This window comes from Qipengyuania sp. 902, assembly GCF_051195295.1.
Taxonomy (GTDB): Bacteria; Pseudomonadota; Alphaproteobacteria; order Sphingomonadales; family Sphingomonadaceae; genus Qipengyuania.
The window spans coordinates 380,789-405,028 of record NZ_JBNJLJ010000003.1 but is presented as its reverse complement, the minus strand read 5'-3'; the positions used below and the strand labels follow the sequence as shown (position 1 = coordinate 405,028).

26 protein-coding genes are annotated in these 24,240 nt (G+C 64.4%); 15 read left to right on the top strand and 11 right to left on the bottom strand.

What is annotated here, in order from left to right:
• Positions 1 to 102 precede the first annotated feature (102 nt).
• On the top strand, positions 103 to 987 hold the full coding sequence (locus ACSH0F_RS11630; protein ID WP_435202936.1) for a crotonase/enoyl-CoA hydratase family protein: 885 nt from the start codon (positions 103 to 105) through the stop codon (positions 985 to 987).
• A 67-nt stretch (positions 988 to 1,054) separates the two neighbouring features.
• Positions 1,055 to 1,525 (top strand): MarR family winged helix-turn-helix transcriptional regulator, encoded by a 471-nt coding sequence (locus ACSH0F_RS11625; RefSeq protein ID WP_278327447.1) that lies wholly within the window; start codon positions 1,055 to 1,057, stop codon positions 1,523 to 1,525.
• 42 nt (positions 1,526 to 1,567) lie between these two features.
• Here the strand turns inward: ACSH0F_RS11625 and ACSH0F_RS11620 are convergent, their stop codons facing one another.
• The 7 genes from ACSH0F_RS11620 to ACSH0F_RS11590 form a co-directional block, all read right to left on the bottom strand.
• A complete protein-coding gene (locus ACSH0F_RS11620; protein WP_278327446.1) occupies positions 1,568 to 2,569 on the bottom strand; it encodes a type II secretion system F family protein in 1,002 nt (333 codons plus the stop codon).
• A 19-nt stretch (positions 2,570 to 2,588) separates the two neighbouring features.
• Positions 2,589 to 3,560 carry a type II secretion system F family protein gene (locus tag ACSH0F_RS11615; RefSeq protein ID WP_435202933.1) on the bottom strand — a complete coding sequence of 324 codons (972 nt, stop codon included), beginning with the start codon at positions 3,558 to 3,560 and terminating at the stop codon, positions 2,589 to 2,591.
• Positions 3,561 to 3,632: 72 nt separating this feature from the next.
• Positions 3,633 to 4,925 (bottom strand): pilus assembly protein CpaE, encoded by a 1,293-nt coding sequence (locus tag ACSH0F_RS11610; RefSeq protein WP_435202931.1) that lies wholly within the window; start codon positions 4,923 to 4,925, stop codon positions 3,633 to 3,635.
• Between the two features lie 3 nt (positions 4,926 to 4,928).
• Positions 4,929 to 5,576, bottom strand: coding sequence for a CpaD family pilus assembly protein (locus ACSH0F_RS11605; RefSeq protein WP_435202929.1), 648 nt, complete (start codon positions 5,574 to 5,576; stop codon positions 4,929 to 4,931).
• A 14-nt stretch (positions 5,577 to 5,590) separates the two neighbouring features.
• Complete coding sequence (locus tag ACSH0F_RS11600; RefSeq protein ID WP_435202927.1) at positions 5,591 to 7,204, bottom strand: type II and III secretion system protein family protein; 1,614 nt, start codon at positions 7,202 to 7,204, stop codon at positions 5,591 to 5,593.
• A gap of 44 nt (positions 7,205 to 7,248) precedes the next feature.
• The gene (gene cpaB, locus ACSH0F_RS11595) at positions 7,249 to 8,403 is read right to left on the bottom strand and encodes a Flp pilus assembly protein CpaB (protein WP_435202925.1); all 1,155 of its coding nucleotides are present in this window, start codon (positions 8,401 to 8,403) and stop codon (positions 7,249 to 7,251) included.
• A 94-nt stretch (positions 8,404 to 8,497) separates the two neighbouring features.
• Positions 8,498 to 8,989: an A24 family peptidase gene (locus ACSH0F_RS11590; RefSeq protein ID WP_435203185.1), complete on the bottom strand. Its 492-nt coding sequence runs from the start codon at positions 8,987 to 8,989 to the stop codon at positions 8,498 to 8,500.
• A 93-nt stretch (positions 8,990 to 9,082) separates the two neighbouring features.
• Here ACSH0F_RS11590 and ACSH0F_RS11585 point away from each other — a divergent pair, with 93 nt between their 5' ends.
• The 3 genes from ACSH0F_RS11585 (at position 9,083) to ACSH0F_RS11575 (ending at position 11,369) form a co-directional block, all read left to right on the top strand.
• Entirely contained in the window at positions 9,083 to 10,033 is a 951-nt protein-coding gene (locus ACSH0F_RS11585; protein ID WP_435202923.1) for an alpha/beta hydrolase, read from the top strand.
• A complete protein-coding gene (locus tag ACSH0F_RS11580) occupies positions 10,030 to 11,127 on the top strand; it encodes an NAD(P)/FAD-dependent oxidoreductase (RefSeq protein ID WP_435202921.1) in 1,098 nt (365 codons plus the stop codon). Before ACSH0F_RS11585 ends, ACSH0F_RS11580 begins: the two co-directional genes overlap by 4 nt.
• Positions 11,128 to 11,192: 65 nt before the next feature.
• Positions 11,193 to 11,369: a YegP family protein gene (locus ACSH0F_RS11575; protein WP_278327437.1), complete on the top strand. Its 177-nt coding sequence runs from the start codon at positions 11,193 to 11,195 to the stop codon at positions 11,367 to 11,369.
• A gap of 6 nt (positions 11,370 to 11,375) precedes the next feature.
• Here the strand turns inward: ACSH0F_RS11575 and rnhA are convergent, their stop codons facing one another.
• Genes rnhA through ispH form a run of 3 tightly spaced genes read right to left on the bottom strand, consistent with a single transcriptional unit; the run spans position 11,376 to position 13,777 of the window.
• Complete coding sequence (gene rnhA, locus ACSH0F_RS11570) at positions 11,376 to 11,822, bottom strand: ribonuclease HI (RefSeq protein ID WP_435202918.1); 447 nt, start codon at positions 11,820 to 11,822, stop codon at positions 11,376 to 11,378.
• On the bottom strand, positions 11,819 to 12,793 hold the full coding sequence (locus ACSH0F_RS11565) for a homoserine kinase (RefSeq protein WP_435202916.1): 975 nt from the start codon (positions 12,791 to 12,793) through the stop codon (positions 11,819 to 11,821). The genes rnhA and ACSH0F_RS11565 overlap by 4 nt, the downstream gene beginning before the upstream one ends.
• Positions 12,794 to 13,777, bottom strand: coding sequence for a 4-hydroxy-3-methylbut-2-enyl diphosphate reductase (gene ispH, locus ACSH0F_RS11560; protein ID WP_435202914.1), 984 nt, complete (start codon positions 13,775 to 13,777; stop codon positions 12,794 to 12,796).
• 98 nt (positions 13,778 to 13,875) lie between these two features.
• Here ispH and ACSH0F_RS11555 point away from each other — a divergent pair, with 98 nt between their 5' ends.
• The 9 genes from ACSH0F_RS11555 (at position 13,876) to tatC (ending at position 21,107) form a co-directional block, all read left to right on the top strand.
• Positions 13,876 to 14,526 (top strand): hypothetical protein, encoded by a 651-nt coding sequence (locus tag ACSH0F_RS11555; protein WP_435202912.1) that lies wholly within the window; start codon positions 13,876 to 13,878, stop codon positions 14,524 to 14,526.
• Positions 14,527 to 14,571: 45 nt separating this feature from the next.
• On the top strand, positions 14,572 to 16,311 hold the full coding sequence (gene argS, locus ACSH0F_RS11550; protein WP_435202910.1) for an arginine--tRNA ligase: 1,740 nt from the start codon (positions 14,572 to 14,574) through the stop codon (positions 16,309 to 16,311).
• Between the two features lie 2 nt (positions 16,312 to 16,313).
• The gene (locus ACSH0F_RS11545) at positions 16,314 to 17,048 is read left to right on the top strand and encodes an SPOR domain-containing protein (RefSeq protein WP_435202908.1); all 735 of its coding nucleotides are present in this window, start codon (positions 16,314 to 16,316) and stop codon (positions 17,046 to 17,048) included.
• A gap of 77 nt (positions 17,049 to 17,125) precedes the next feature.
• Complete coding sequence (gene nagZ / locus ACSH0F_RS11540; protein WP_435202906.1) at positions 17,126 to 18,148, top strand: beta-N-acetylhexosaminidase; 1,023 nt, start codon at positions 17,126 to 17,128, stop codon at positions 18,146 to 18,148.
• Positions 18,145 to 18,954: a segregation and condensation protein A gene (locus ACSH0F_RS11535; RefSeq protein ID WP_435202904.1), complete on the top strand. Its 810-nt coding sequence runs from the start codon at positions 18,145 to 18,147 to the stop codon at positions 18,952 to 18,954. The genes nagZ and ACSH0F_RS11535 overlap by 4 nt, the downstream gene beginning before the upstream one ends.
• The gene (gene scpB, locus ACSH0F_RS11530; RefSeq protein ID WP_435202902.1) at positions 18,947 to 19,555 is read left to right on the top strand and encodes an SMC-Scp complex subunit ScpB; all 609 of its coding nucleotides are present in this window, start codon (positions 18,947 to 18,949) and stop codon (positions 19,553 to 19,555) included. The genes ACSH0F_RS11535 and scpB overlap by 8 nt, the downstream gene beginning before the upstream one ends.
• 50 nt (positions 19,556 to 19,605) lie before the next feature.
• Positions 19,606 to 19,836 carry a twin-arginine translocase TatA/TatE family subunit gene (gene tatA, locus ACSH0F_RS11525; RefSeq protein WP_435202900.1) on the top strand — a complete coding sequence of 77 codons (231 nt, stop codon included), beginning with the start codon at positions 19,606 to 19,608 and terminating at the stop codon, positions 19,834 to 19,836.
• Positions 19,837 to 19,861: 25 nt separating this feature from the next.
• Positions 19,862 to 20,311 carry a Sec-independent protein translocase protein TatB gene (gene tatB / locus ACSH0F_RS11520; RefSeq protein WP_435202898.1) on the top strand — a complete coding sequence of 150 codons (450 nt, stop codon included), beginning with the start codon at positions 19,862 to 19,864 and terminating at the stop codon, positions 20,309 to 20,311.
• Positions 20,312 to 20,321: 10 nt separating this feature from the next.
• On the top strand, positions 20,322 to 21,107 hold the full coding sequence (tatC, locus tag ACSH0F_RS11515) for a twin-arginine translocase subunit TatC (RefSeq protein ID WP_435203183.1): 786 nt from the start codon (positions 20,322 to 20,324) through the stop codon (positions 21,105 to 21,107).
• On the opposite strand, the gene ACSH0F_RS11510 is transcribed toward tatC, so the two are convergent.
• Entirely contained in the window at positions 21,092 to 22,741 is a 1,650-nt protein-coding gene (locus tag ACSH0F_RS11510) for an amidohydrolase (protein ID WP_435202896.1), read from the bottom strand. The two genes, tatC and ACSH0F_RS11510, sit on opposite strands and share 16 nt — an antisense overlap.
• 107 nt (positions 22,742 to 22,848) lie before the next feature.
• On the opposite strand from ACSH0F_RS11510, the gene ACSH0F_RS11505 reads away from it, so the two are divergent.
• Positions 22,849 to 24,102 carry a threonine ammonia-lyase gene (locus ACSH0F_RS11505; protein WP_435202894.1) on the top strand — a complete coding sequence of 418 codons (1,254 nt, stop codon included), beginning with the start codon at positions 22,849 to 22,851 and terminating at the stop codon, positions 24,100 to 24,102.
• Positions 24,103 to 24,240: the final 138 nt, after the last annotated feature.

Sequence of the window (24,240 nt, the reverse complement as noted above, 5' to 3'; positions counted from 1 at the left end):
TGTTGCGAGAGACAATCCATGCGACGTCGGCAGGTTTTTTCTTGCATGGACCGTGTAACATGCGGTCCATGTCGTGGTACTGAGAGGAGAGAAAACCAACATATGCCCTACACGCAGATCCAGCTCGATATCGCCGATGGCATCGCCACCGTCACGCTCCACCGTCCGGAGAAGATGAACGCCTTCACCCGCACGATGATGGACGAGTTCATCGATGCGCTCGACACGACCGATGCAGACGACAGCGTGCGGGCGGTAATCGTGACGGGGCACGGCGATCGGGCCTTCTGCGCCGGCGCGGACCTGACGCCCCCCAAGAATCCAGACGGGAGCGGGGGGCACGTGTTCTCCGATCCGAACCCGGTGGAGGACCTCTCGGACGAGCGCGTGCGCGACGGGGGCGGGCGGCTGACGCTGCGGCTGTTCCAGTCGAAGAAGCCGCTAATCGGTGCCTGTAGCGGCGTTGCGGTGGGCGTCGGCGTGACGATGCAGTTGCCGTTCGACATCCGCCTGTGCAGCGACAATGCGCGCTTCGGCTTCGTCTTCGCGCGGCGCGGGATCGTGCCCGAGGCGGCGAGCAGCTGGTTCCTGCCGCGGCTGGTCGGCATGCAGACCGCGCTGGAATGGTGCATGACTGGCCGCCTCATCGATGCGGGCGAGGCGCTGGAACGCGGGCTCGTGCGCTCGGTCCATCCGCAGGGCGACCTGATGGATGCGGCCGTCGGCCTCGCGCGGGAGATCGCGGACAACACCTCTGCCGTATCGGTCGCGATGACGCGCGCGATGCTGTGGCACAATGGCGCGGGCGGTCACCCGATGGACGCGCACCGGGTGGATAGCCGCGCGATCTATCGCCTCAGCCGCAGCAACGACGCGAAGGAAGGGATCGCCAGCTTCCTCGAGAAACGCGCGCCGGAGTATCCCGATACGGTGAGCAGCGACATGCCGGACTTCTACCCGTGGTGGGACGAACCGCAATACAAGTAGTTGCAGGCGAGATAGTCACCCGCGCAACCGGGTTGCCTTGAGTGCGTTGGGGGGTAAGGATGGCGGGATGCCGAAGCATCAACTCGCCCCGCGCCTTGCCGACTTCCTGCCCTACCAGCTCTCGATCGCCTCGAATGCGGTCTCGACCCGGATTGCCGAACAGTATCGCAAGCGGTTCGCGCTCAAGACGACCGAGTGGCGGATCATGGCGGTGCTGGGCGATGGCGGCGCGCTGACGCAGCGGGATCTCTCGCAGCTCACCCTGATGGACAAGGTTCCGGTCAACCGCGCCTGCAAGCGGCTGGAGGACCGCGGCCTCGTGCAGCGCTCGCCCAATGCGAAGGACGGCCGCTCGCACATGCTGGAGCTGACGGCGGAGGGCAGGGCTGTACACGCCGGGATCATGCCGCTGGCGCGCAAGATCGAGGAAGAGCTGTTCGACGTGCTGAGCCCCGACGAGCGCGAGGCGCTGCGCGACATGCTCGCCCGCGTGCGCGACAATGCCGGGGACTTCGACGCGGAAAGCCTGGCCGACTGAGCCGGCCAGGCTTTCGCTTAGTCCCAAATATCGTGGTTCGGGCTATCCGATCCCGCCGCTGAACGCGTCGCCGATTGAACAGGCCGCAGGGCCCAGGATGACGATGAAGAGCACCGGCAGGATGAAAAGGATCAGCGGCACGGTCATGATCGCCGGGAGGCGCGCGGCCTTTTCCTCGGCCCGCATCATCCGCTCGTTGCGGAATTCGGCGGAGAGCACTCGCAATGCCGAAGCCAGCGGCGTACCGTACTTCTCGGTCTGAACCATGGTCGTGACCACGCCCTTCACCGCATCGAGATCGACGCGATAGGCGAGGTTGTTGAAGGCTTGGCGGCGTTCGTTCAGGAACGACAACTCGATCGCGGTCAGGGTGAATTCGTCTCCGAGTTCCGGATAGGCACGACCCAATTCCCTGGCGACGCGGTTGAAGGCGGCATCGACCGTGAGACCGGCTTCCGCGCAGATGACCAGCAGGTCGAGTGCGTCGGGCAGACCCTTGCGGATTGCGTCGGAGCGCTTCTTGGCGATGTTGCCGATATAGAGTTCCGGCCCCTTGTACCCGGCGAAGACGGATGCCGCGAGCGCGCCGTTACGCTTGATCGCGCCCCAGTCGGGGAACATGTCGAGCAGGAAGATGCAGGTGAAGGCGGCCCCGCCGAGAAGGACCGGCAGGATCATGCGCGCGGCGATGATGTACACCGCCAGCTCCTTGTTGCGGAAGCCCGCATGGGCCAGCTTCTGCTGAACAGCTTCGACCTGGCTCTGCTGCAGCACCTTCATGCTACCGAGCGTGTCCTTGATCTTCTCGGTCGTATCGGTCTTGCGCACCAGGCTCTGGCGCTTTTTCGCACTGGACGTCACAAGGCCGCTTTTCAGCTCCTCGCGACGACCTTCGAGCGCCTTGACGCGCTTCGCCATCGGGTCCCGGATCGTGACCGCCGTGTAGATTGCGAACAATACTGCGAGCGCTGCGATCCCGGCGAGGATCGAGCCGACGAACATGACGTCGACACCGAGAAGCGTTGGGCCGGTGGAGGGGTCCATGGGTCTGTCTCTTCCCTGCTCAGATTTTGAAGTTGACCATCTTGGCCATGATGAAGCCTCCGATGCTCATCCATGTGAGACCGGCAAGGCCGGCGACGATGAGGCGATCGTCGGTGAAGAACCCGGAGAGATATTCGGGGTTCATCCAGTAGACGAGGCAGAAGACGATGAAGGGCAGCGAGCCGACGATGTAGGCCGATGCTTTCGACTCCGAACTCATCGCCTTGATCTTCAGCTTCATCTGCGAACGCTTGCGCAGCACATCGGAAAGGTTCGACAGCGTCTCTGCGAGGTTGCCGCCGGTTTCGCGCTGGATCGCCAGCGTGATGCAGAAGAAATTGAACTCCGGGATACCCAGGCGGTCGGCGGTGTCCTGGAGCGAATCCTCCATGGTCTTGCCGATCTTGATGCGCTCCACGATACCGCGGAATTCTTGGCCGACCGGGCCAGGGACTTCCTGCGATACGACTGCCAGCGTTTCCGTTACCGGAAGACCCGAGCGCAAACCGCGCACGAGCAGTTCGATCGCGTCCGGAAACTTCGCATTGAATTGCGCGGTACGTTTGTTGATCTGCCGGCCAACGAAAAAGTGGGGAAGGCCCGCGCCGGCGAGCACGCCGATGCCGAAGGATAGCGGCAGCGATCCGGAGCGCAGGAACAGCAAGGTCGCAATCGCCAGACCGATGCCGATCGAGACATAGGCATACTGGCTCAGCGACCAGTTCTTGCCCGACCGGTCGAGCCGGATCGCGAGCGCATCGATGCGCGACGTCGAGCCGGCGGCCGCGTGCCGCTTCGGCCGGCGCGAGGCAATCGCCTTCTTAAGCTGCGATTCCACCTTGGCATCGGTGCTTTCCGAATGCCGGTAGCGGACTTGCTGCAGACGCCGCTGGCTGGCCTTGGCAGCATCGGGGCCGGCAATCAGCGTATAGCCGATGACCAGCAGGGCGAGCACCCCGACAGCTAGCAATACGACCTGAATGATATCCATTCGCTGACTCCGTCCCTATCCGTTCGTTCGGTTGCCGCGCCGTCCGCTCTGGGGCGGATGCGGGCACCGCGCTTATTCGACCGCTTCCGCAGCTGCCACGGGCTCTTTCTTTTTCGAAAGCAGGCCCTTGAGGTCGAGGCCTCCGAGCAGCGACTTCTTGCCGCTTTCGGTTTCGCCCTCGTCCTCGTCGTCATGACCCAGACGGATGACCTGCTGGCTGACCTGCTTGATCGCCGCCGCAGCCTTCGCTCCGCTATTGGCCTCGAGGAAGGTCTTGCCCAGCTTGGCCGCATTGGCCGCGGCCTTCTGGTCGTACGGAATGATGACGTCGATCTTGCGTTCGATGGAAGCTTCGAAGTCGGCCTTGCTGATTTCGGCTGCGCCCGGCTGCACCTTGTTCGCCACAATCAGCGGCGTAGCGTGCGGGGCGTTGGTCTTCAGCCACGACAGGATACGGATCGTATCGCGTGCGGAGGCAAGCGACATTTCCGCCGCGAGGACCACTATATTCACCTCGTTCAGAAGGTGAGGGAAGTTGATCATCATGTTGCGCGGCATATCGAGCACGGTCATGTCGAACGCATGCTTGAATTCGTCCTGTAGCTGCATGAATGCCGATCCGTCGGTCATCAACGGCTGGTTGATCGGCGCCTCGGCCGACAGGATTGCGAGATTCTCGTTCGCACGGATCATGGCGCGTTCGATGAACAGCCCGTCGATGCGGCTGGGGTTGTCGATCGCGTCGGTCAGTCCGCGCCCCGGTTCGAGATCGAGCGTCAAGGCACCGGTGCCGAAATGCACGTCGAGGTCCAGCATGGCCGTCGCGAGGTTACGTTCGGCGGCAAAGTTCCAGGCCAGCGACGTTGCGAGCGTCGATGCCCCGACGCCTCCACGCGTACCGATGACGGCGGTCGAGATATGGCGCTTGGCCTTGTCCTCGTCGCTCATTCGAGGAGCCGCGAAGACCGCCTGTGCCTGATTGAGCGAATCGCGCAGCACGCTCGCGCTGAGCGGCTTCAGGAGGTAGTCGTGTATCCCGCTCGCGAGCAGGTCGCGATAAAGGCGCACGTCGTTCACCTGACCGATCGCGATCACCACCGTGCCGGGCTCGCAAACCTCGGCCAGCGCGTTGATGTCGTTGAGCGGGTCGCCGCTTTCCGACAGGTCGACCATCAGGATATTCGGACTGGCCGAGACCGACAGGGCCTGGATCGCATTGCGAAGCCCGCCCTTGTTGCATTTCTCGGGCTGCCAGCCGAGTTCGATGACCACCGGGCGCAACACGTCGAGCGCCGCTTCGTCGCACAGGAATGCAGCGAAGGCATCGCGGTTGCCGGGCATGGCAGATTTGAGTGAAGCGCTCATGGATCAGTCCTCTGTGGTGCCGACTTCAGCAAGGCCGCCAGCGCCGGTCGGCTCCTGGTTGCGATAGCTGTCGATGGCTTTGTTGGAGCTCAGGATAACGGTTTCGCCCGTGCCCACCTGGCCGGTGACGAGGTCCTCCGGATTGGCGACCATCGCAGCCATGTTGGCATTGGTGGCGCAGCCGTAATTCGGATAGGTGGCGTTGTTGTAATTGGCGTCGCTCTTGGCCGACCAGTCCGGGCAGCCCGGAACACTGGCGAGCGTGCGCGAGATAACGACGCGCGCCTGGCCCGGCGAGATATAGCCCTCGGTCGGCGGGGCACCGTCCGTCAGCAGCAAGCCGTAGCGGCCGGCCAGCTGCGCCACGCTATCGCGCACGCCTTCTCCATAACCGGGATCTTCGACCGCGATCTTGTCGCCGTAACGCAGGTCCATCGAGTCGAACCAGGCAAGCAGGCGCTGCTGTTCACTGACCGGCAGGCTATCGCCATTGGTCTGGACGTCGAAGGTGTAGTGCGTGCGCTCCACGACCGCTTGCTTGGTCGAATAGAGCGTATCGTTGGTCGGCACCCCGCCGACGCAGGCACCCAGGCCGAGCGCGAGCGAGAGGGCCATGGCGGAGGTCGTCTTGCGGTTCATGATGTTACGCATCGCTATGTTCCTTCTCACTCGAAGCTGAAGCCGGGCTTGGCGGCCGGATCGGCCTCGGCGCGGCGCGGCTGGACCGGTGCGGCGCTGGCGGTTGCTGCGCCGTTCGCTGGAGCCTGCGAGATACCCGGCGTGGCCGGCTCGGTGGTTTCCTGCATGGTCGGCATCGGACGCTTGGCGCCGCTCTCGCCGTTGTTTTCCATGTAGCCGAGAATGCTTTCGACCTCGTCCGGAGCGCGGAAGCCATCGGTCGGCAACACGATGTCGCTCGCGTTGACCGGCTTCACCAGATACGGCGTTACGATGATGACCAGCTCGGTCTCGCCCTTCTGATAGCTCTTGGAGCGGAACAGATTGCCGAGGATCGGCAGCTCCGCCAAGCCCGGGGTCTTCTCCAGGGCGTTCTGCGAGCTGTTCTGCATCAGGCCCGCGATCATGAAGCTCTGGCCGGAGCCGAGCTCGATAGTCGTTTCCGCACGGCGGGTGGTGAGGGCGGGAACGGTGAACCCGTTCAGCGTCACCGCACCGCGGCTGGAAAGTTCCGACACTTCCGGACGCACGCGCATCGAGATACGGCCATTGGCCAGCACGGTCGGCGTGTAGGTCAGGCTGACACCGTAGTTCTTGTACTCGACGGTGACGGTACCGAGGCCCTGGCTCTGCGGGATCGGGAACTCGCCACCTGCAAGAAACTCGGCCGTTTCGCCCGAAAGGGCTGTCAGGTTCGGTTCCGATAGCGTTGTAACAAGGCCGATCTGCTCACCCAGATTGAGCGTTGCAAGAAGATCGAACCCGAGAACTCGGCCGCCAAGAGCGAGCAGTCCGTTCGCATTGCCACGCACGGTTTCGAACGTGGTCTGCGGAGTAACGAAGCGCTGGTTGATATAGTCGTATGGGCGCGGTTCGCTGGTGCAGGCAAACTGGTAAACTGCGCAGGGATCGAGCGGAACCGTATTTGCCGTAGCCTGATTGCCGACGATGTTGCCCGCGTTATTGCTCTGTGCACCGAATACAAATCCGTTGGACTGGTCGCGGGTGGTGAGGTTGCCCTTGATGTCGCGCACCAGCGAGCGGCTGACCTCGGCGAATTTTACCTGCAAGTTCACCTGCAAAGGTGTTGCCGTGCGGAGGCGACTAATCACGTTGGCTTCTTCGCCGAGGAAGGCTTCGACCAGGCGCTGGGCCTCGGCAGCATCTTCCGGCGCGCCGACCGTACCCGTCAGCAATACGGTGTTCGTGCCGATCGTCGCGACATTGACCTTCGCGGCCGGCATGGCGAGCGCCAGCATCTGGTCGATGCTCGAGATGTTCGAACCGACGCGGACGTTGGCGGACCAGACGATGTCGCCGGCCGAGTTGCTGGCGTAGACCGTGGTCTCGCCGCCGGCTTTGCCGAAGACATAAAGCTGGCGGGTCGACTTGACCTGCACATCGGCGACACTGTCGTCGGCGACGAACACGTTGGCCATGGCACCCGGGACGGTCACGAGTTCACCGCGACCGATCGACAGTACGATTTCCGAGCTGGGCCGTGCGACCGACTGGGCGGTGGCGACATTGGCCGGGATGCTGGCCAAGGGCGCGAGCGCCAGGCTGGCGAGCAGCACTTTGGTAGTGAGACGACGTTTCATGGAATTGCCCCCTGAATGGCTTCCTGTCTTGGTATCGCGGCCGATCATCGAACTGGCTCCGAATTGGTCGGCGCCGGCATGCCTTGGCCAGCGGTGCCCGCCTGTGCCTTGATGGCGGTCTCCATCATCTTCTCGAAGACGGAGGCCTCGCGCATGGCGGGCGTGGTGACCGAACCGTTCTTGCCGATCGGCACGACTTCGGTGTCCTTGCCGCGCGTCACGCTGACGGTCGGGCCGGTATGCTTGACTTCGCGTCCGCCGAAGAGATCGGCCGGGTTGAAGTCCGCGGTGCCGCCGCCGCCGCCCTTGTTGGACGATCCGACCGGGCGGACGCTGCGGCGCTGGAAGCGCGAGACGTCGCCGCCGGTCACAAAGGTGCCCTTGGCATCGTCGGGACGGGCCATGGCTTCGCGCAGCAGCTTTTCTTCTTCTTCCGGCGTAGCGTCGTCCGGGATGGTCACATCGCCCTTGGCCAGCGCCATCTCGAGCTCGCTCTGGTTGTCGGCAAGCGAACGCAGCGACAGGCTGAGCGTACCGATGGTCTGCGCCACAGCGATCTTTTCGGCGATTACCGGCGTCACTTCCAGCGTAACGGCGCGGAAAGGCTTGACGATGGTGGACCCGTCTTCGGCCTTTTCGGACACGGTCGACTGGTCGGTGGCGAGAACACGAAGGTTACGAAGTATGGTTTCCGAAGCACGCATTTCCGTGTCCTCGTCGCCCTTGATCGTCTGGGTCAGGACCATGTCCACCCGGTCGCCCGGGAAGACGAAGCCGGCCACGCCCGATTGGGCCGACACCGGGACGGTGATAGCACGCATGCCGGGGGCGAGGGCTGCAGCAAGGAAGCCGCGATCGCCCGGCGCGACGAGCGCACCCTGGGTCACCGGTTCGCCTGCCGTAATCGGGTGGCGGACCACCGTGCCCAGCAGCTTGGACATATCCGCTTCGCCATCGAGGAAGTAGGCGTTCTGCACCAGCTCTTCCGGCCACAGCTGGAAGTTGATTGCGTCAGCGGTGATGATCGTGCCCACCGGCAGCGCACGCTGCGCGACGAGAACCTTGGGTCCCTGTGCTTCCACCTGCGCGGCCTCTGCCTGCGGTGCCGAGGCACCTGCAAACATGCTCCGAGCAACCAGTGCGGTACCGATCGCAACGATCAGTGCGCCTACCAGCAGAACCAGCTTCTTCCTGTCCATGGCTATCTAGCCCCCTCGTATGGCCCGCGTGAAAATGTTGGTGCGGGCAGGTATGGTTTCTTCGCTTACGGGCGAATTGGTTAAGATCGGGTTTTTACAGCATTCCCGAAACGGCAGGCACCTGGCCCAACTGCTCGGTGCCGAGCACCCACAGACCGGCGATGGCGATCGCCAGACCGTAAGGAATGGCGATGCGGTCCTTGCTGCGACGCAGGATGTGCGCCGCGCCGAAAACGATCGTCAGCGCCCCGCCGACGATGGCCATGATGACGATCAGCTTGAGAAACGGCAGCGGCGGAATCCACAGCGCGAGTACGGTCAGCAACTTGACGTCGCCGCCGCCCATCTGGCGAAGAGCGAAGATTGCGGTGCAAATTACGAATACCAGCGCGGCAAAGCCGATCTGCCATGCCACACCCGGCCACAGCGTCAGCCCGCTCGCCCACCACCACAGCGGGGCGCCGAGTGCGATTGCGGCATTGAGCTTGTTGCCGATCGTGCGGCTCTTGAGGTCGGTGACCGCAGCAATGAGCAGTGCGATTGCCAATCCGCCGAGCAAAACGTAGGTGATTTCGATACCGGCCATGATGTCCCCGAAAGTCCTTTCGGTGCCGGTGGTACAGATCATGACTTACCAAACAGTAACCATAGCGAGGACCCGCATATCTCGGATACGGCCATGACCCCGGCGATCGACCGCCGCTCCATTCCTGCAGATGCCAGCGAGACCCGCTGGACTGCACCCGATGGACATGCCCTGCGCCGGATCGACTGGCCGGGCGCAAAGCCCGCGCGCGGTTCGATCCTGTTCCTTCCCGGGCGCGGCGACTTCTATGAAAAATATCTCGAGACGCTGGAGGAATGGCACCGGGCCGGCTGGCGCGTGACGGCAGCGGACTGGCGCGGTCAGGCCGGGTCGGGTCGGTTGGGCGACGACGACGTCACCGGACATATCGACGATTTCGGCGACTGGGTGGCCGATCTGGCGGCTCTCTGGACCGCATGGGAAGCGGAAACCCCCGGACCCCATGTCCTCGCAGGCCACTCGATGGGTGGGCATCTCGTCATGCGTGCCCTGGTCGAGCAGGCTGTCGAACCGGATGCCGTAGTCCTGAGCGCGCCGATGCTCAGCATGGCGGGGCCGCCGCTTCCGCTGCCCATGCTGCAGGCAGTCGCGAAATTGATGACGTTGCTGGGCAAACCCACGCGCCCTGCATGGAAATGGAGCGAGAAGCCGGGGGAAATTCCTGCGCGGCGGCGCGACCTGCTAAGCCACGACGCCCAACGCTATGCCGACGAACTGTGGTGGCGCGAGCAGCGGCCCGAACTGGTGATGGGACCGGGCAGCTGGGGCTGGGTCGAGCGGGCCTATGCCTCGAGCCGGGTGCTGGAACGGACGGGCGCAATGGAAGCCGTGGAGGTTCCGGTGCTGATAGTGTCGACATCCAACGACAAGCTCGTCAGCCATCCCGCCGCCGTTCGGGCGAGCGAGCGCTTGTCGAAGGGCGAACTGATCGCATTCGGCCCGGAAGCACATCACGAGATTCTGCGCGAGACCGATGACGTGCGGGACCGCGCGATGAATGCGATCGAGGAATTTCTGGACAGGGTCGCACCGCAAACATCGTGAACACTTTCGATTTCGCCATCGTCGGCGCCGGGATCGCCGGGGCCAGCCTCGCCGCCGAACTCTCCGCTACCGGAGCGACCGTCTTGCTGCTCGAGGCGGAGGATCGGCCGGGATACCATTCGACCGGCCGCTCGGCTGCGTTCTGGGAGGAATGCTATGGCGGGCCGGACATCGTCCCGCTCACCCTCGCGTCGGGACGATATTTGCGCGAGGGCGGCTTTCTGACGCAGCGCGGTGCGCTCTATATCGGGCGCACTAGCGATACGCATGCCATCGACCGCTTCGAACAGCGTTTCGAGGGGACAGGTGTGACGATACAGCAGCTCGACCGGCAAGCGTTGGAACAGCGGCTGCCCGGCCTGCGCCCGGACTGGACCCGCGCGATCTGGGAGCCTGCCTGTGCCGACATCGACGTTGGCGCGCTGCATCATCACTATTTGGGAAAGGCGAAGCGCGGAAGCGTCGAGCTTGTCTGTCGCGCCCGGATCGTCGACGCGTCCCGCCGGGATGGCCAGTGGACGTTGATCAGCGCAGCAGGCGAAAGCTGGACTGCCGGGACGATCATAAACGCAGCCGGCGCTTGGGCGGACGAGTTCGCGCAACTTGCAGGCGCGCGCCCGGTCGGGATCCAGCCGCTGCGGCGCACGGTCGTGCAGCTACGGGTCGCGCCGCAGGTCGCGCCCGATCTCCCGCTCGTGCTCGACATCGGTGGTGGTTTCTATTTCAAGCCCGAATCGGGCCGGGTCTGGCTGAGCCCGCATGACGAAGAACCGAGCGAGCCTTGCGATGCCGCTCCCGAAGAGCTGGCCGTTGCTCAGGCGATTGATCGGTTCGAAAGCGTGGTGGACTGGCAGGTCGAAGCGGTCGAGCGCAAATGGGCCGGATTGCGCAGCTTCGCGCCCGACCGGCGACCGGTTTACGGTTGGGATCCCGATGTCGAAGGCTTGGGCTGGTTCGCGGGCCAGGGCGGCTTCGGAATCCAGACCTCGCCCGCAGCTGCGCGCCTCGCGGCGCAATTGCTCACCGGCGCATCCGGCGACGATCTGACAGTAGGGATCGATCCGTCGCCATACCTGGCGTCACGCTTCGGGTAGCCAGGCGGTCAACATTTGTTAAGTTCGCGGTGCCGAATCCAATCGCAAAAAGGGAGACGCGATCCATGGCTCATCATTTCGAAATCTATAAGGACAAGGCAGGCGAGTATCGCGTGCGCTTCAAATACAATTCGGAAACGATGTTCTCGACAGAGGGCTACAGCTCCAAGGCCAGCGCACAGAACGCGATCGATTCGATCAAGAAGAACGGCCCCGGTGCCGAGGTGATGGACAACAGTTAAGCTGTGTCAGGCTGCGCCAGCGGCGATGGCATCGGCCGCGTCGCTGGCGAGCTGATCCACCCGTTCATTCTCCGGGTGGCCGCTATGCCCCTTGACCCAATGCCAGTGTACGGTGTGACGCGCGGTAAGCTCGATCAGATCGTGCCATAGCTCGGCATTGCGGACCGGCTTCTTGCTGGCATTGACCCAGCCGCGCTTCTTCCAGCCGTGCACCCATTTGGTGATGCCATCGATCAGGTACTTGCTGTCGGTATAGAGCTCGACCTCGCACGGCTCGATCAGCGCGGACAGCGCGCGGATCGCGGCGGTCATTTCCATGCGATTGTTGGTCGTCTCCGGCTCGCCGCCGGACAGTTCCTTCTCATGACGACCCATGCGCAGCAGCGCGCCCCAGCCGCCGGGGCCGGGATTGCCCTTGCAGGAGCCATCGGTGAATATCTCGACTTTCTTCATGCGAAGAGCGCTGTGCCATGCTCGCGGTAAAAATCCAGTCGCGCGGCGAAATCCATCGGGTCCTTGCGCACCACGAGCGCGTCGGCGGGGGTGTTCACCCAGTCGTAGGCGCGCGACGAAACAAAGCGCATGCAGGCCCCTCGCGCCAGCACGGGAAGCACCGCTCTCTCGGCGTCCGACAATCTCCGCCCGGTCGCGTAGCCTGCGAGCAGCGCATCGCTGATTTTCGGGCGGAAACGTTTGCCTCGGTCTTCGAAGGACCAGGCTGCATGGGTCACGGCGAGATCGTAGGCGAGGAAATCCTCGGCTGCGAAATAGAAGTCGATAAGGCCGCTGACCCGGTCGTCCAACATCAGGACGTTGTCGGGAAACAGGTCGCAGTGGACGACGTCTCGCGGCAGCCCCTCGGGCCAATGGGCATCGAGGTAGTCCAGCTCCGAAAAGGCCAGGTCGGGCAGTGCAGGATCGATCCCCGCCAGCCCCTCCTTGCCACAGTCCTCCAATAACCGCCGCCATTCTGCCAAGCCCATGGCCTGCGTCAGCGACTTGTCGAAGTCTCCGACCGCACCGTGCAATCGCGCCAAAGCCGCTCCCACCGCCTCGGCTTGCGCCGGTGTCGGGCGGTCGACCGAGACGCCGGGCAGGAATTCGATCAGCGCCACCGCCTTGTCTCCGATCTTGCGATAGGCTGCGCCAGTCCGGTCGTGGATGGTGCGCGGAACGGGGCAATCCTTGGCCGAAAGATGATCGAGCAGGCCGAGATAGAAGGGCAACTGCGCGGTATCGATGCGATATTCATACATCGTCAGGATGAAGCGAGCGCCGGTGCCATCCGCGCCAGTCGTCTCGATCAGCCAGTTCGAGTTCGACACGCCCTCGGCGATCCCCTTGGCCGAGACCAGCTCGCCGACATCGTAAGCCGCGATCAGCCCAGCCAGATCCTCTGCGCCGAGGTGGGTGTAGACGGCCACCTAGTCGGTCAGCTGGCGTGGCAGCTTGAAGATCATGTTCTCTTCGGCGGCCATGATAGTTTCTTCGCTCACGGCGCGCCATTCGGACAGCCGGTCGACGACTTCGCGAACCAGCTTCTCGGGAGCCGAGGCTCCTGCGGTCAGGCCGAGCGTGCCGACACCTTCCAGCCAGCTGGGGTCGATCTCGTCCGCACGCTGGATCAACCGCGCGTCCGTGCCGAGCCTTTCGGACACTTCAACGAGCCGCAAGGAATTCGAGGAATTCGGGGCTCCGATGACCAGCACGAGATCGCTGGCCGGGGCGATCTTCTTGACCGCCGCCTGCCGGTTGCTGGTGGCGTAACAAATGTCTTCCGCCTTGGGTCCGACGATCTGCGGATAGCGTTCCCGCAATGCTTCCACCAGTTCGCGCGTGTCATCGACCGACAGGGTCGTCTGAGTCAGGAAAGAAAGTTTGTCGTCGCGCGTGAATGGAAGTTTCGCGACGTCCTCGACCGTCTCGACCAGCGTGATCTGGCCTTCGGGCACCTGGCCCATCGTGCCGATGACTTCGGGATGGCCCTCGTGGCCGATGAAGAGGATGTGCTGGCCCTTTTCGATCTGGCGTTCGGCCTGCCGGTGCACCTTGCTCACCAGCGGGCAGGTCGCATCGACATACATCATGTTCCGCCGCTCGGCCTCTGCAGGCACCGATTTCGGCACGCCATGTGCGCTGAAGACGACCGGAGCATCGGTCGGTACTTCGTCCAGTTCCTCGACGAAGATCGCGCCCTTTGCCTTGAGGCTTTCGACGACATAGCGATTGTGGACGATCTCGTGCCGGACATAGACCGGCGCGCCGTATTTCTCGAGCGCGCGCTCGACGATTTCGATGGCGCGATCGACTCCGGCGCAAAAGCCGCGCGGGGCGGCGATCAGGAGCTGGAGCGGCAGGCGCGGATCGCTGCTTGCTGCCGCATCGGTGGATTGAAAGGGGGCGTTCATGTGCTGCCCTCTAGCGCTTTCGCCGCACGCAAGCTAGGGCGTCCTCGCGTCCCGCATGGCGGGCCGAGTTCGAATTTCGACAAGGGAATACAAGCCGCATGACCAGCCGCAATCGCCTCCTCTCCGTGCTCGCAGTCGGACTGGCGCTCGCCGGATGCAGCCGCGAAGGCGAACTGGTGATCAACGAAGGCGTCGGTATCCAGGCGGTCCGCACCGCCTGCCCGGCAGTCGGCATTCCCGATTACACCGGCGATATCACTACGTTCCGCGCCCCAGGTTCGACTACGCTGGCCGATCTCGACGTGACGGCGGCGATCACCAATCTGCGCTCCACCTGCGACGAGGGTGCGGAGCGAGTCTATACGCAGGCGACCTTCGACGTGCTAGCCCGCCGCGCCGATACGCGCGGGGCGCGCACCGTGACGCTGCCCTACTTCTCCACCGTGCTGCGCGGCGGTTCGCAGGTGGTTACCAAACGGGTCGGACAGGTCACGCTTCAATTTGCAGATGGGCAAGAGCGCGCGCAGGCCAGCGCCACGGCGGGTGCCTATGTGAACCGTGCCGATGCTTCGCTGCCCGCCGATATCCGCGAGCAGATCACCCGCAAGCGCAAGGCCGGCGATCCCGACGCCGCGCTCGACCCGCTGGCCGATCCGGCGGTGCGTGCGGCCGTCCAGCGGGCGACGTTCGAGCTGCTGGTCGGCTTCCAGTTGTCGCAGGACCAGCTGCGCTACAACGCCACGCGCTAAGCGCTGCTCTCTTGCGAATCTGGCCCAATGGGCTAGGCGCGCGCCATGGCTGACATGCAGACCCTTCACGCGGCTTTCGCGGCGCGTATCGATGCAATCCTGAACGCGCTGGAGATGGAAGGCACGCTTCCGCCCGAAACGCCGCGCAGCAATGTGACGGTGGAGCCGCCGCGGGATCCTTCGCATGGCGATCTCGCGACGAACGCGGCCATGGTACTGGCCAAGCAGGCGAAGTCCAATCCGCGCGCGCTGGCAGAAAAGATCGTCGAGCATCTCGATCGCGATCCCGACATCACCTCGGCCGAGATTGCCGGGCCGGGCTTCATCAACATGCGCCTGTCCGACGATGCATGGCGGCGCGAGCTCGAAGCGATCGCCGCGCTCGGCGCAGATTACGGTCGCTCGACCATGGGCGATGGTCGCACGGTCAATATCGAGTATGTCTCTGCCAATCCGACCGGCCCGATGCACATGGGCCACTGCCGCGGCGCGGTGGTGGGCGATGCGCTGGCGGGCCTGCTGGAATTCGCCGGCCATCGCGTGGTGCGAGAATATTATGTCAACGATGCCGGCGGGCAGGTCGACGTGCTCGCCCGCTCCGCCCACTTGCGCTATAAGGAGGCGCTGGGCGAAGACATCGGCGAAATCCCCGAGGGGCTCTATCCCGGCGACTATCTCACGCCGGTTGGCGAGCGGCTGCAGCAGCAATTCGGCGATGCATATAAGCAAGCGCCGGAGAGCGAATGGCTGCCGATCTTCCGCGAGCAGGCGGTGGCTGCGATGATGGACATGATCCGCGAGGATCTGGCGCTGCTCGGCATCCATCACGACCTCTTTTCCTCCGAGGCCGAATTGCAGGCCGCGAAGAAGCCCGAAGCCGCCGAGGCGTGGCTGCGCGAGCATGGCTTCGTCTATGACGGCGTGCTCGAAGCCCCGAAGGGCAAGGCCCCGCCGGAGGATTGGGAGCCGGTCGAACTGCCACTGTTCCGGTCCACGCAATTCGGCGACGATCAGGATCGCCCGATCAAGAAGTCGAACGGTGCGTGGACCTATTTCGGCGCCGATCTCGCCTATCACCTGCAGAAGGCGCAGGGGGCCGACGAGCTGATCGACATCTGGGGCGCGGACCATGCCGGCACGGTCAAGCGCATCAAGGCCGCCGTCGCTGCGCTTTCCGAAGGCGAGGGCAAGGCCATCCCGTTCGACGTCAAGCTGGTCCAGATGGTCCAGCTGATGCGGAACGGCGAGCCGATCAGGATGTCGAAGCGCTCGGGCAATTTCGTCACCATCGCCGATATGGTCGAGGAAGTGGGCAAGGACGTGGTGCGCTTCTCCATGCTGACTCGCAAACCCGAAGCACAGATGGAATTCGACTTCGCTAAAGTGGTCGAGGCGTCGAAGGACAATCCGGTCTTCTACCTGCAATATGCCCACGCCCGCATCCGCTCGACCATGCGCAAGGCCGGGGTCGAGCCGTCCGGCGAGCACCTCGACCGACTGGGCGCGGAAGAACTCGCGCTGGTGCGCGAAGCCGCCCAGTTCCCGCGCGTCGTCGAATCCGCCGCCAAGGCGCGCGAGCCACACCGCATCGCTTTTTTCCTCGGCGATCTCGCTGCCGCCTTCCACAGTTTCTGGAATGCGGGTAACGACGATCCGTCCAAGCGGATCATCCAGGAGGGGGATGCCGAGCTCACCGCAGCGCGCCTGTTCCTCGCCGATGCCGTCGGACAGGTCATCCGCAACGGGCTCGTCATTCTCGGCGTCGAAGCGGTCGAGGAGATGTGAGCATGGCGGCAACGCCCTATGACAGCGACGCCAACTGGGACGACAGCGAAGAGCTGGACCTGGCCGAAGACGAGAGCTTGCCGTGGCTCGAAGCAACCGATGACGAGGAGCCGCGCGGAGGTTTCGACACCGGTCGTGTCGTGCTGGTCGGCGTGCTGGCGTTGGTCGCACTGGCCGTCGTCCTTGGCGGCATCTGGTTCTTCGGCCGCGCAACGTCAGACGAACCGCCCGCCGACGGCAGCCTGATTGCCGCGCCGGAAGAACCGTACAAGACGAAGCCGGAAAACGAGGGCGGCAAGGTCTTCCACGGCACCGGCGATTCCAGTTTCGCCGTCGGTGAAGGCGAAACCCGCGAGGGCCGACTCGCCGATTCGCCGCAACAGGCGCAGGCCGAGCGGGAGGGCGAAAGGGTCGCCGGTCCTTCGATCGCTTCGACCATCAACGATGACGGCGCGGTGGAAAGCCCCGCGACGCGCCCGGCGCCGGCTCCCGTGCCGGCTGCCAGCGGGACTGCCGTGCAAGTCGGCGCTTTCCCGAACCGCGCGGATGCGGAAGCGGCGTGGACGAATCTGACGCGCCAGACCGAAGTGCTGAACGGCGTGCGGCACCGCGTGGTGGAGGCGCAGGTCGACATCGGGCGGGTCTACCGCCTGCAGGCTCTGCCGGGCGATCGCGCCGCGGCCAACCGTCTGTGCAATGCATTGAAGTCGGATGGCCTTGCCTGTTTTGTGAAATAGGACTGCAAGCCGTAATTTCCACACTTCGCACGGGGTAAAAGCTTGCCGCACCCCCCGAAACACCGCAGTTTGCGTTCATGACACCTGCCATCTTCGGCATTTCCGGCCCCGAGCTTACGGCCGATGAACGGGCCTTCTTCAAGGAAGCCGATCCCGCGGGATACATCCTGTTTGCGCGCAATTGCGAGAACCGTGAGCAGCTTCGCCGGCTGACGGACGATCTGCGCGGCATCCACGGTCGCGACCGGCTGATCGTTTCGATCGACCAGGAAGGCGGGCGCGTCGCGCGGATGAAGCCGCCCGAATGGCCGCGCTATCCGGCAGGCGAGGCATTCGCGAGGCTTTACGAGATCGCGCCTGCCTCCGCCATCGAGGCGATGCGCTGCAATGCCGAAGCCATGGCTCTGGAACTGGCGCTCGCCGGTATCAGCGTCGATTACCACGCGCCCCTGGACGTGCGGCGACCGGAGACCGACGACGTGATCGGGGACCGTGCTCTGGGCAACGAACCGATGCAGGTCGCCGCCCTCGGTCGCGCGCTGCTCGATGGCATGGCGCGGGCGGGGGTGGTCGGCTGCCTCAAGCACATGCCGGGCCATGGCCGTGCGACCTGCGATACGCACAAGGAACTGCCGACCGTAGAGGCGAGCGCAGCGGAGCTCGAGGCCGATATCGAGCCTTTCCGCACGCTATCCGATCATCCGCTCGGCATGAGCGCGCATATCGTCTTTGCCGCGTGGGATGCGGATCGCCCGGCCACGCTGTCGAGCAAGGTGATCGGCAACGTCATCCGCCGACAGATCGGCTTCGACGGCCTGTTGCTGACCGACGACATCGACATGCAGGCGCTCGACGGGACGATACCCGAACGCTCCGAACAGGCGCTCGCTGCGGGGTGCGATATCGTGCTCAATTGCTGGGCCAAGCGTGACGATATGGAAGGCATTGTCGAACGCTGCGGCACGATGTCGCAGCAGGCGCGCGAGCGGTTGGACCGCGTCCACGCCGCCATGGGCGATCCTCTGGATACCGTCGAGACTGCGGAATTGCTGGCGAAGCGCGATGCCTTGCTGGCAGTGGCCGAGGGCGCGGCAGCGTGACGAGCGTCGGCCTCCTTTTCGCCGAAGCGGATGCCGAGCACGATTGGGACGGCATCGCCTCAGAGGCGAAGGTCGACGAGAACGCGCTCTATCTCGAGCTCGACGGATGGGAAGGGCCGCTAGACCTGCTGCTCGACCTCGCGCGGCGTCAGAAGGTCGATCTGCGCTCGATCTCGATCCTCTCACTGGTCGATCAATATCTCGATTACATCGAGCAGGCCGGTGCGCTGAAGCTGGAACTGGCGGCGGACTATCTCGTGATGGCCGCCTGGCTCGCTTACCTCAAATCCGCGATGCTGCTGCCCAAGGACGAGCAGGAGGACCCCAGCCCGGAAGAGCTGGCGCTGAAGCTCCAGCTGCGCCTGCAGCGGCTCGGCGCGATGCGCGATGCAGCGGCGCGGCTGATGGGCGGCAACCGTATCGGGCGCGATGTCTTCCTGCGCGGCGCACCGGAAGGGCTGGAGATCGCGCGCAAGACGCTGTGGCAGAGCGACCAGTTCGCGCTGATCGAGGCATACGGACGGGTCAAGGCGCGCACCGTACCGGCCATCCACATGGTGCGTGAGCGACCGGTGATGACGCTCGAAAGCGCGCTCGACCGGGTGTCGCACATGCTCGGCGTATCGCTCGACTGGATGGAATTGCGCAGTTTCCTGCCGCCGCATGCCGAACCGCGGCTGCGCAAGTCGGCGCTGGCTTCCAGCTTCGTCGCCGCGCTGGAACTGGCGCGCCTGGGCAAGGCGGAACTGCAGCAGGAGGAGACCTTCGGGCCGCTTCACCTCAGGCGGGCTGCGGCGAATGGATGATCTCGCACGCGCGCTGGAGGCTGCGCTGTTCGCCGCGGAAGAGCCGATGACAGCGGACGCGCTTGCAGGCTTCCTCGGCGATGCCGCACCCGGCGAAGTGCGCGAGGCGCTACGCAAGCTAGCAGGGCATTACGGGGAGCGCGGCATCCGATTGGTCGAGCGGGCGAAGCGCTGGCATTTCGAAACCGCGCCGGACCTCGCGCATCTGCTTCGGCGCGAAAAGGAGCAACTCCGCCGCCTCAGCCGCGCCGCGACCGAAGTGCTCGCCATCATCGCCTATCACGAGCCGGTCAGCCGCGCGGAAATCGAATCGATCCGCGGCGTGCAGACCAGCGGCGGTACGCTCGACGTACTGATGGAGGCTGGCTGGGTGAAGATCGCAGGACGGCGCGAGGTGCCCGGTCGCCCGACGATCTACGCCACAACGCCCGACTTCCTCGAGCATTTCGGCCTTTCCAGCCGCCGCGACCTGCCCGGTATCGCAGAATTGCGCGCCACCGGCCTGCTCGACCCGGTCGACGACGCTTATGACGACCTGATGGGTGAGGCCGTGACCAATGGCGAGACCGAAGACACGCCCGACGATAGCTCACTGGCGTAGCGCGGCGCAGACGCCTATATAGGCAGGACAGCTACGAAAAAGGTTTCATCATGTCGCTCGGTCCCTGGCAGCTTATCATCATCGCCATCGTCATCCTCGTCCTGTTCGGGCGCGGGCGTATTTCCGAAATGATGGGCGATTTCGGCAAGGGCATTAAAAGCTTCAAGCAGGGCATGAACGAAGACGACGAGAAGCCGGCCCCGCAGATCCAGCACGAGGCGAAGCCCGCCGACGACGGCCTGAAAGACAGCCAGGTCAAATCGACCACCGACACCAAGTGACCGGCTAGACCGCGGTAGGCTTTCCATGTTCGATATCGGCGCTGCCGAACTGCTGGTGATCGTCGTGGTGGCGATCATCGTAATCGGTCCCAAGGACATGCCGCGGGCCATGCGCACGGCGGGTCGCTGGATCGGCAAGCTGCGCAAGGTCTCGGGCCATTTCCGCGCCGGGCTGGACGAGATGGTCCGGCAGGCGGAAATCGAGGACATGGAAAAGGAATGGGCCGACCGCAACAAGAGGATCATGGCCGAGTATCCGACCGGCGACGATCCCGCCGGCGGGGCGCCCGACAATCTTGTCCCGCCGCAGATGGAGCCGCTGGCCGCTGCGGATGAAGTGCCCGATCCCGACGCCGCTGCAGAAGCCGCCATTCGCCGCGCCGCACCGGTGAAAGCGCCCGAGCATGCTCCGGCGGAGACCGACGAGCCTTCGTTGCCCCTCGACCCGCCTCCGCCGCCTGCGAAGGACGCGTGACGTGGCGGTAATCAAGGACATCGACGAAACGCAGGCCCCGTTGATCGACCATTTGATCGAGCTGCGCGCACGGCTGGTTCGCTGCATCCTCGCGCTGGTGGTGGCGTTCGGCGTGTGCCTCTATTTCGCCGATCCGATCCTCGGTTTCCTGATCCAGCCGCTCAAGGCCGCCTTTCCCGCGGGGGAGGGCCAGCTGATCTTCACGAAGCTCTACGAAGTGTTCTTCGTGGAGCTGAAGGTCGCGCTGTTCGCCGGCTTCTGCCTCAGTTTCCCGATCATCGCCAACCAGCTGTGGGCGTTTGTTGCCCCCGGTCTCTACGCGAAGGAAAAGCGAGCCTTCCTGCCCTTCCTGCTCGCGACGCCGATCCTGTTCGGAGCCGGGGCGGCGCTTGCCTATTATGTCGTCATGCCGACCGCTTTCCGCTGGTTTCTCGGCTTCGAGGGCACGGCTGGCGGGCTCGAAATCCAGGCGCTGCCGACGGCGAACGAATATCTCGGCCTCGTGATGCAGTTCATCCTCGCCTTCGGGATGAGCTTCCTGCTGCCGGTGCTGCTGCTGCTCCTGCACCGCGCAGGCATCGTGACGCGCGAGCAGCTAGTCGGCGCGCGCCGCTATGTCATCGTGCTCGTTGTCGCGCTCGCGGCGATCATCACGCCGCCAGATCCCGGGTCGCAATTGCTCCTGGCGATACCACTGCTGCTACTCTTCGAAGGCTCCTTGATCCTCATGCGCTTTACCGATCGCAAGAAGATCAAGGACGAGGCCGAGCCTGAAGAGCCTCAGTCCGCGTCGTAGACTTTCCGGCCGCCGACCCAGGTCTCGAACACCTTCGTCGCTCGTAGCTGCGCCGGGGTTGCCATCAGCGGATCGGTATCGACCAGCACGAAGTCCGCGCGCTCGCCGGGCAAAAGACGACCAAAGCGTCCTTCCGCAAAGCCTGCATAGGCCGCCCAGGCGGTGAAGCCAGCCAAAGCCTGCTCGCGACTGACGCGGTCCTGCGGGCGCCAGCCGCCGAAGGGTTCTCCATTGGCGTCCATGCGCGTCGTCGCGGCGGCCATTCCGGCGAAGGGATCGGCGCTCTCGACCGGCGCGTCCGAACCGAAGGCCAGCTTTCCGCCGAGGCCGAGGATCGTGTTCCAGGCGTAAGCTCCGTCCAGCCGGTTCGGGCCTAGCCGCGCTTCGGCCATTAGGCGGTCGCTGATCTGGTGGACCGGCTGCATGCTGGCGATGATGCCGTTCTGCCCGAGCTTCGGCAGGTCGACCGGATCGACGATCTGCACATGCTCGATGCGCCAGCGCCGGTCGCCGGGAAAGCTCTCAGCGATCTCTCCGATCGCATTGAGAGCCTCGGCATTGGCGGCGGTGCCGATGGCATGGATTGCGGGCTGGAAATCGCCCTGCGCCGCGCGAACCAGAATGTTGCGGAGCTTGGCCGGGCTGGTCAGCGGCAGGCCGGTATTGCCCGGATCGTCGGCATAGGGCTGCTTGAGCCACGCTCCGCGGCTGCCAAGCGCGCCGTCAAGATAGAGCTTTACGCCATTCATCCGCAGCTTGTCGTCATAGAGCCAGGGCGACGGGCGCGATCCGGCGATCAGCTCCATCTGGTCGGGCCCGGCGGCATAGCTCATGATGCGCAGCGTCAGCGTGCCCCGATCGCCTGCGCGGCGGAAGGCCTGCCAATCCTCGATCGTCGTGCCCATGTCGGCCACCGCTGTGATGCCCTGCCGGTGCAGCACTTTCTGCGCTTCGGCAAAGGCGAGGTCGCGCTCGACCGGGCGCGGAGCGGGGATGGCGCGGTTCATCAGCTCTTCGGCAGTGTCGACGAAAACGCCGGAGGGCTCCTGCGACCCGGCCAGTCGTTCTATCCGGCCGCCCTCGGGTGACTTGGTCTGCGCGGTGATGCCCGCGGCCTGCAAGGCGAGCGTATTAGCCCAGCCTGCGTGACCATCGACGCGCTGGAGATAGACCGGCCGATCCGACACGGCGCGGTCCAGCTCGGCTGCCGTCGGAAACCGTCCAAGGCCCCATTGTTCCTGGTTCCAGCCGCGCCCAAGAATCCACGGGCGCGCCTCGTTCTCGGCAGCGAAAGCGGCGATCTTGGCCAGCGCTTCGTCGAGCGAGCGCGTGTCGGACAGGTCCAGCGTCAACGCGCCGATGCCGACGCCCATCACGTGCGCATGCGCATCGATCAGGCCGGGGATCATCACCCGGCCCTGGCCATCCTCGCGATAATCGGTCTGCGGCTTCTTATCGCCGCGCTCCAGCAAATGGACGATCTTGCCGTCGTCCCCGATCACGATGCCGGTGAAGCGCTTGACGTCGCCATCCTCGTCGATGGTCAGGCCCTCGACATTGTCGATCAGCACATCGGCAAAAGCCGGCGTCGCCATGGTGCAGGCGAGAAGTGCGGTGAGGAATTTCAGTTTCATCGAGCGGCCCCGTGTCATCGTGTTCCGGCGCGATAAGGCATAGCTTGGCGCAGGCAAACCCTTTCCGAGATTGCGCCGTCCCCGTGCGCGCCGTAGGGGCGGGGGCCATGAGCACTGCATCCACCGCGCGCGCCCACGACAAGGCGACCGATCTGCTGACCCTCGACGATGTGCGGGCGGCTGCCTCGCGCATTGACGGCGCGGTGGTGAAGACGCCGATGCTGCGCTCGCAGACGCTGTCGGAGATTTCCGGCGCGGACATCTGGCTCAAGTTCGAGAATCACCAGTTCACAGCCGCTTATAAAGAACGCGGCGCGCTCAACGCCCTGCTGCAACTGCCCGAAGAGCAGCGCTCGCGCGGCGTGATTGCGGCATCGGCGGGCAATCACTCGCAGGGACTGAGCTATCACGGCCGGCGGCTCGGCGTGCCGGTGACCATCGTGATGCCGCAGACGACGCCCAGCGTGAAGGTGATGCAGACCGAAAGCGTCGGCGGCAATGTGGAACTGTTCGGCGAGACTTTCGACGAAGCTTATGCCCATGCGCGCAAGCTGGAAAATGAGCGCGGGCTGACCTTCGTCCATCCTTTCGACCATCCGCATGTCGCGGCGGGGCAGGGAACGGTTGCGCTGGAAATGCTCGAGCAGAAGGACGATTTCGACTGCCTGGTGGTGCCCATCGGGGGGGGCGGGTTGATGAGCGGCATGGCCACGGTTGCCAAGGCGCTGAACCCCGAGATCGAAATGATCGGCGTGCAGGCTGCGCTCTATCCGTCGATGTATTCGGCAGTCACCGGCGACGAGCGGCCCTGCGGCGGCGATACGCTGGCCGAAGGAATCGCGGTCAAGGCACCCGGCGAATTCACCCGCGAGATCATTCGCGAACTGGTCGATGAAGTGCTGCTGGTGGAAGAACCGAAGCTGGAGCATTCGGTCTCGCTGTTGCTCCAGATCGAGAAGACAGTAGTCGAGGGTGCAGGCGCGGCGGGTCTGGCGGCGGTGCTGTCGCATCCGGAGAAGTTCGCCGGCAAGACCGTCGGCTTGGTGCTGTGCGGCGGCAATATCGACACACGGCTGCTCGCCAACGTTTTGCTGCGCGACTTGGCTCGCTCAGGTCGCCTTGCCCGGCTCCAGATCACCTTGCAGGATCGCCCGGGCGCTCTCTTCAAGGTGATGCGCGAATTCGATGCGCACAATGTGAATATCATAGAGATCTATCACCAGCGCATCTTCACCCTGTTGCCCGCCAAGGGGCTCACGGCGGAAATCGAGTGCGAGGCGCGCGACGAGGCCCAGATCAACGGCCTCGTGCAAGGCCTCCGAGCCAAGGGCTACGACGTGGAACTGGCCGAACTGGCCTGATCGGCAGCTGCGCGATTTTCCACAAATCGCGAGTCGTTTGACGAGGCAAGCCCGCTTTTCATGGTTAAGGGCCTTTTAACCCGGAACCGGAAGCTGCATAACAGAGTCAACAAATCGTAAATGCGGCAGAAAGATGCT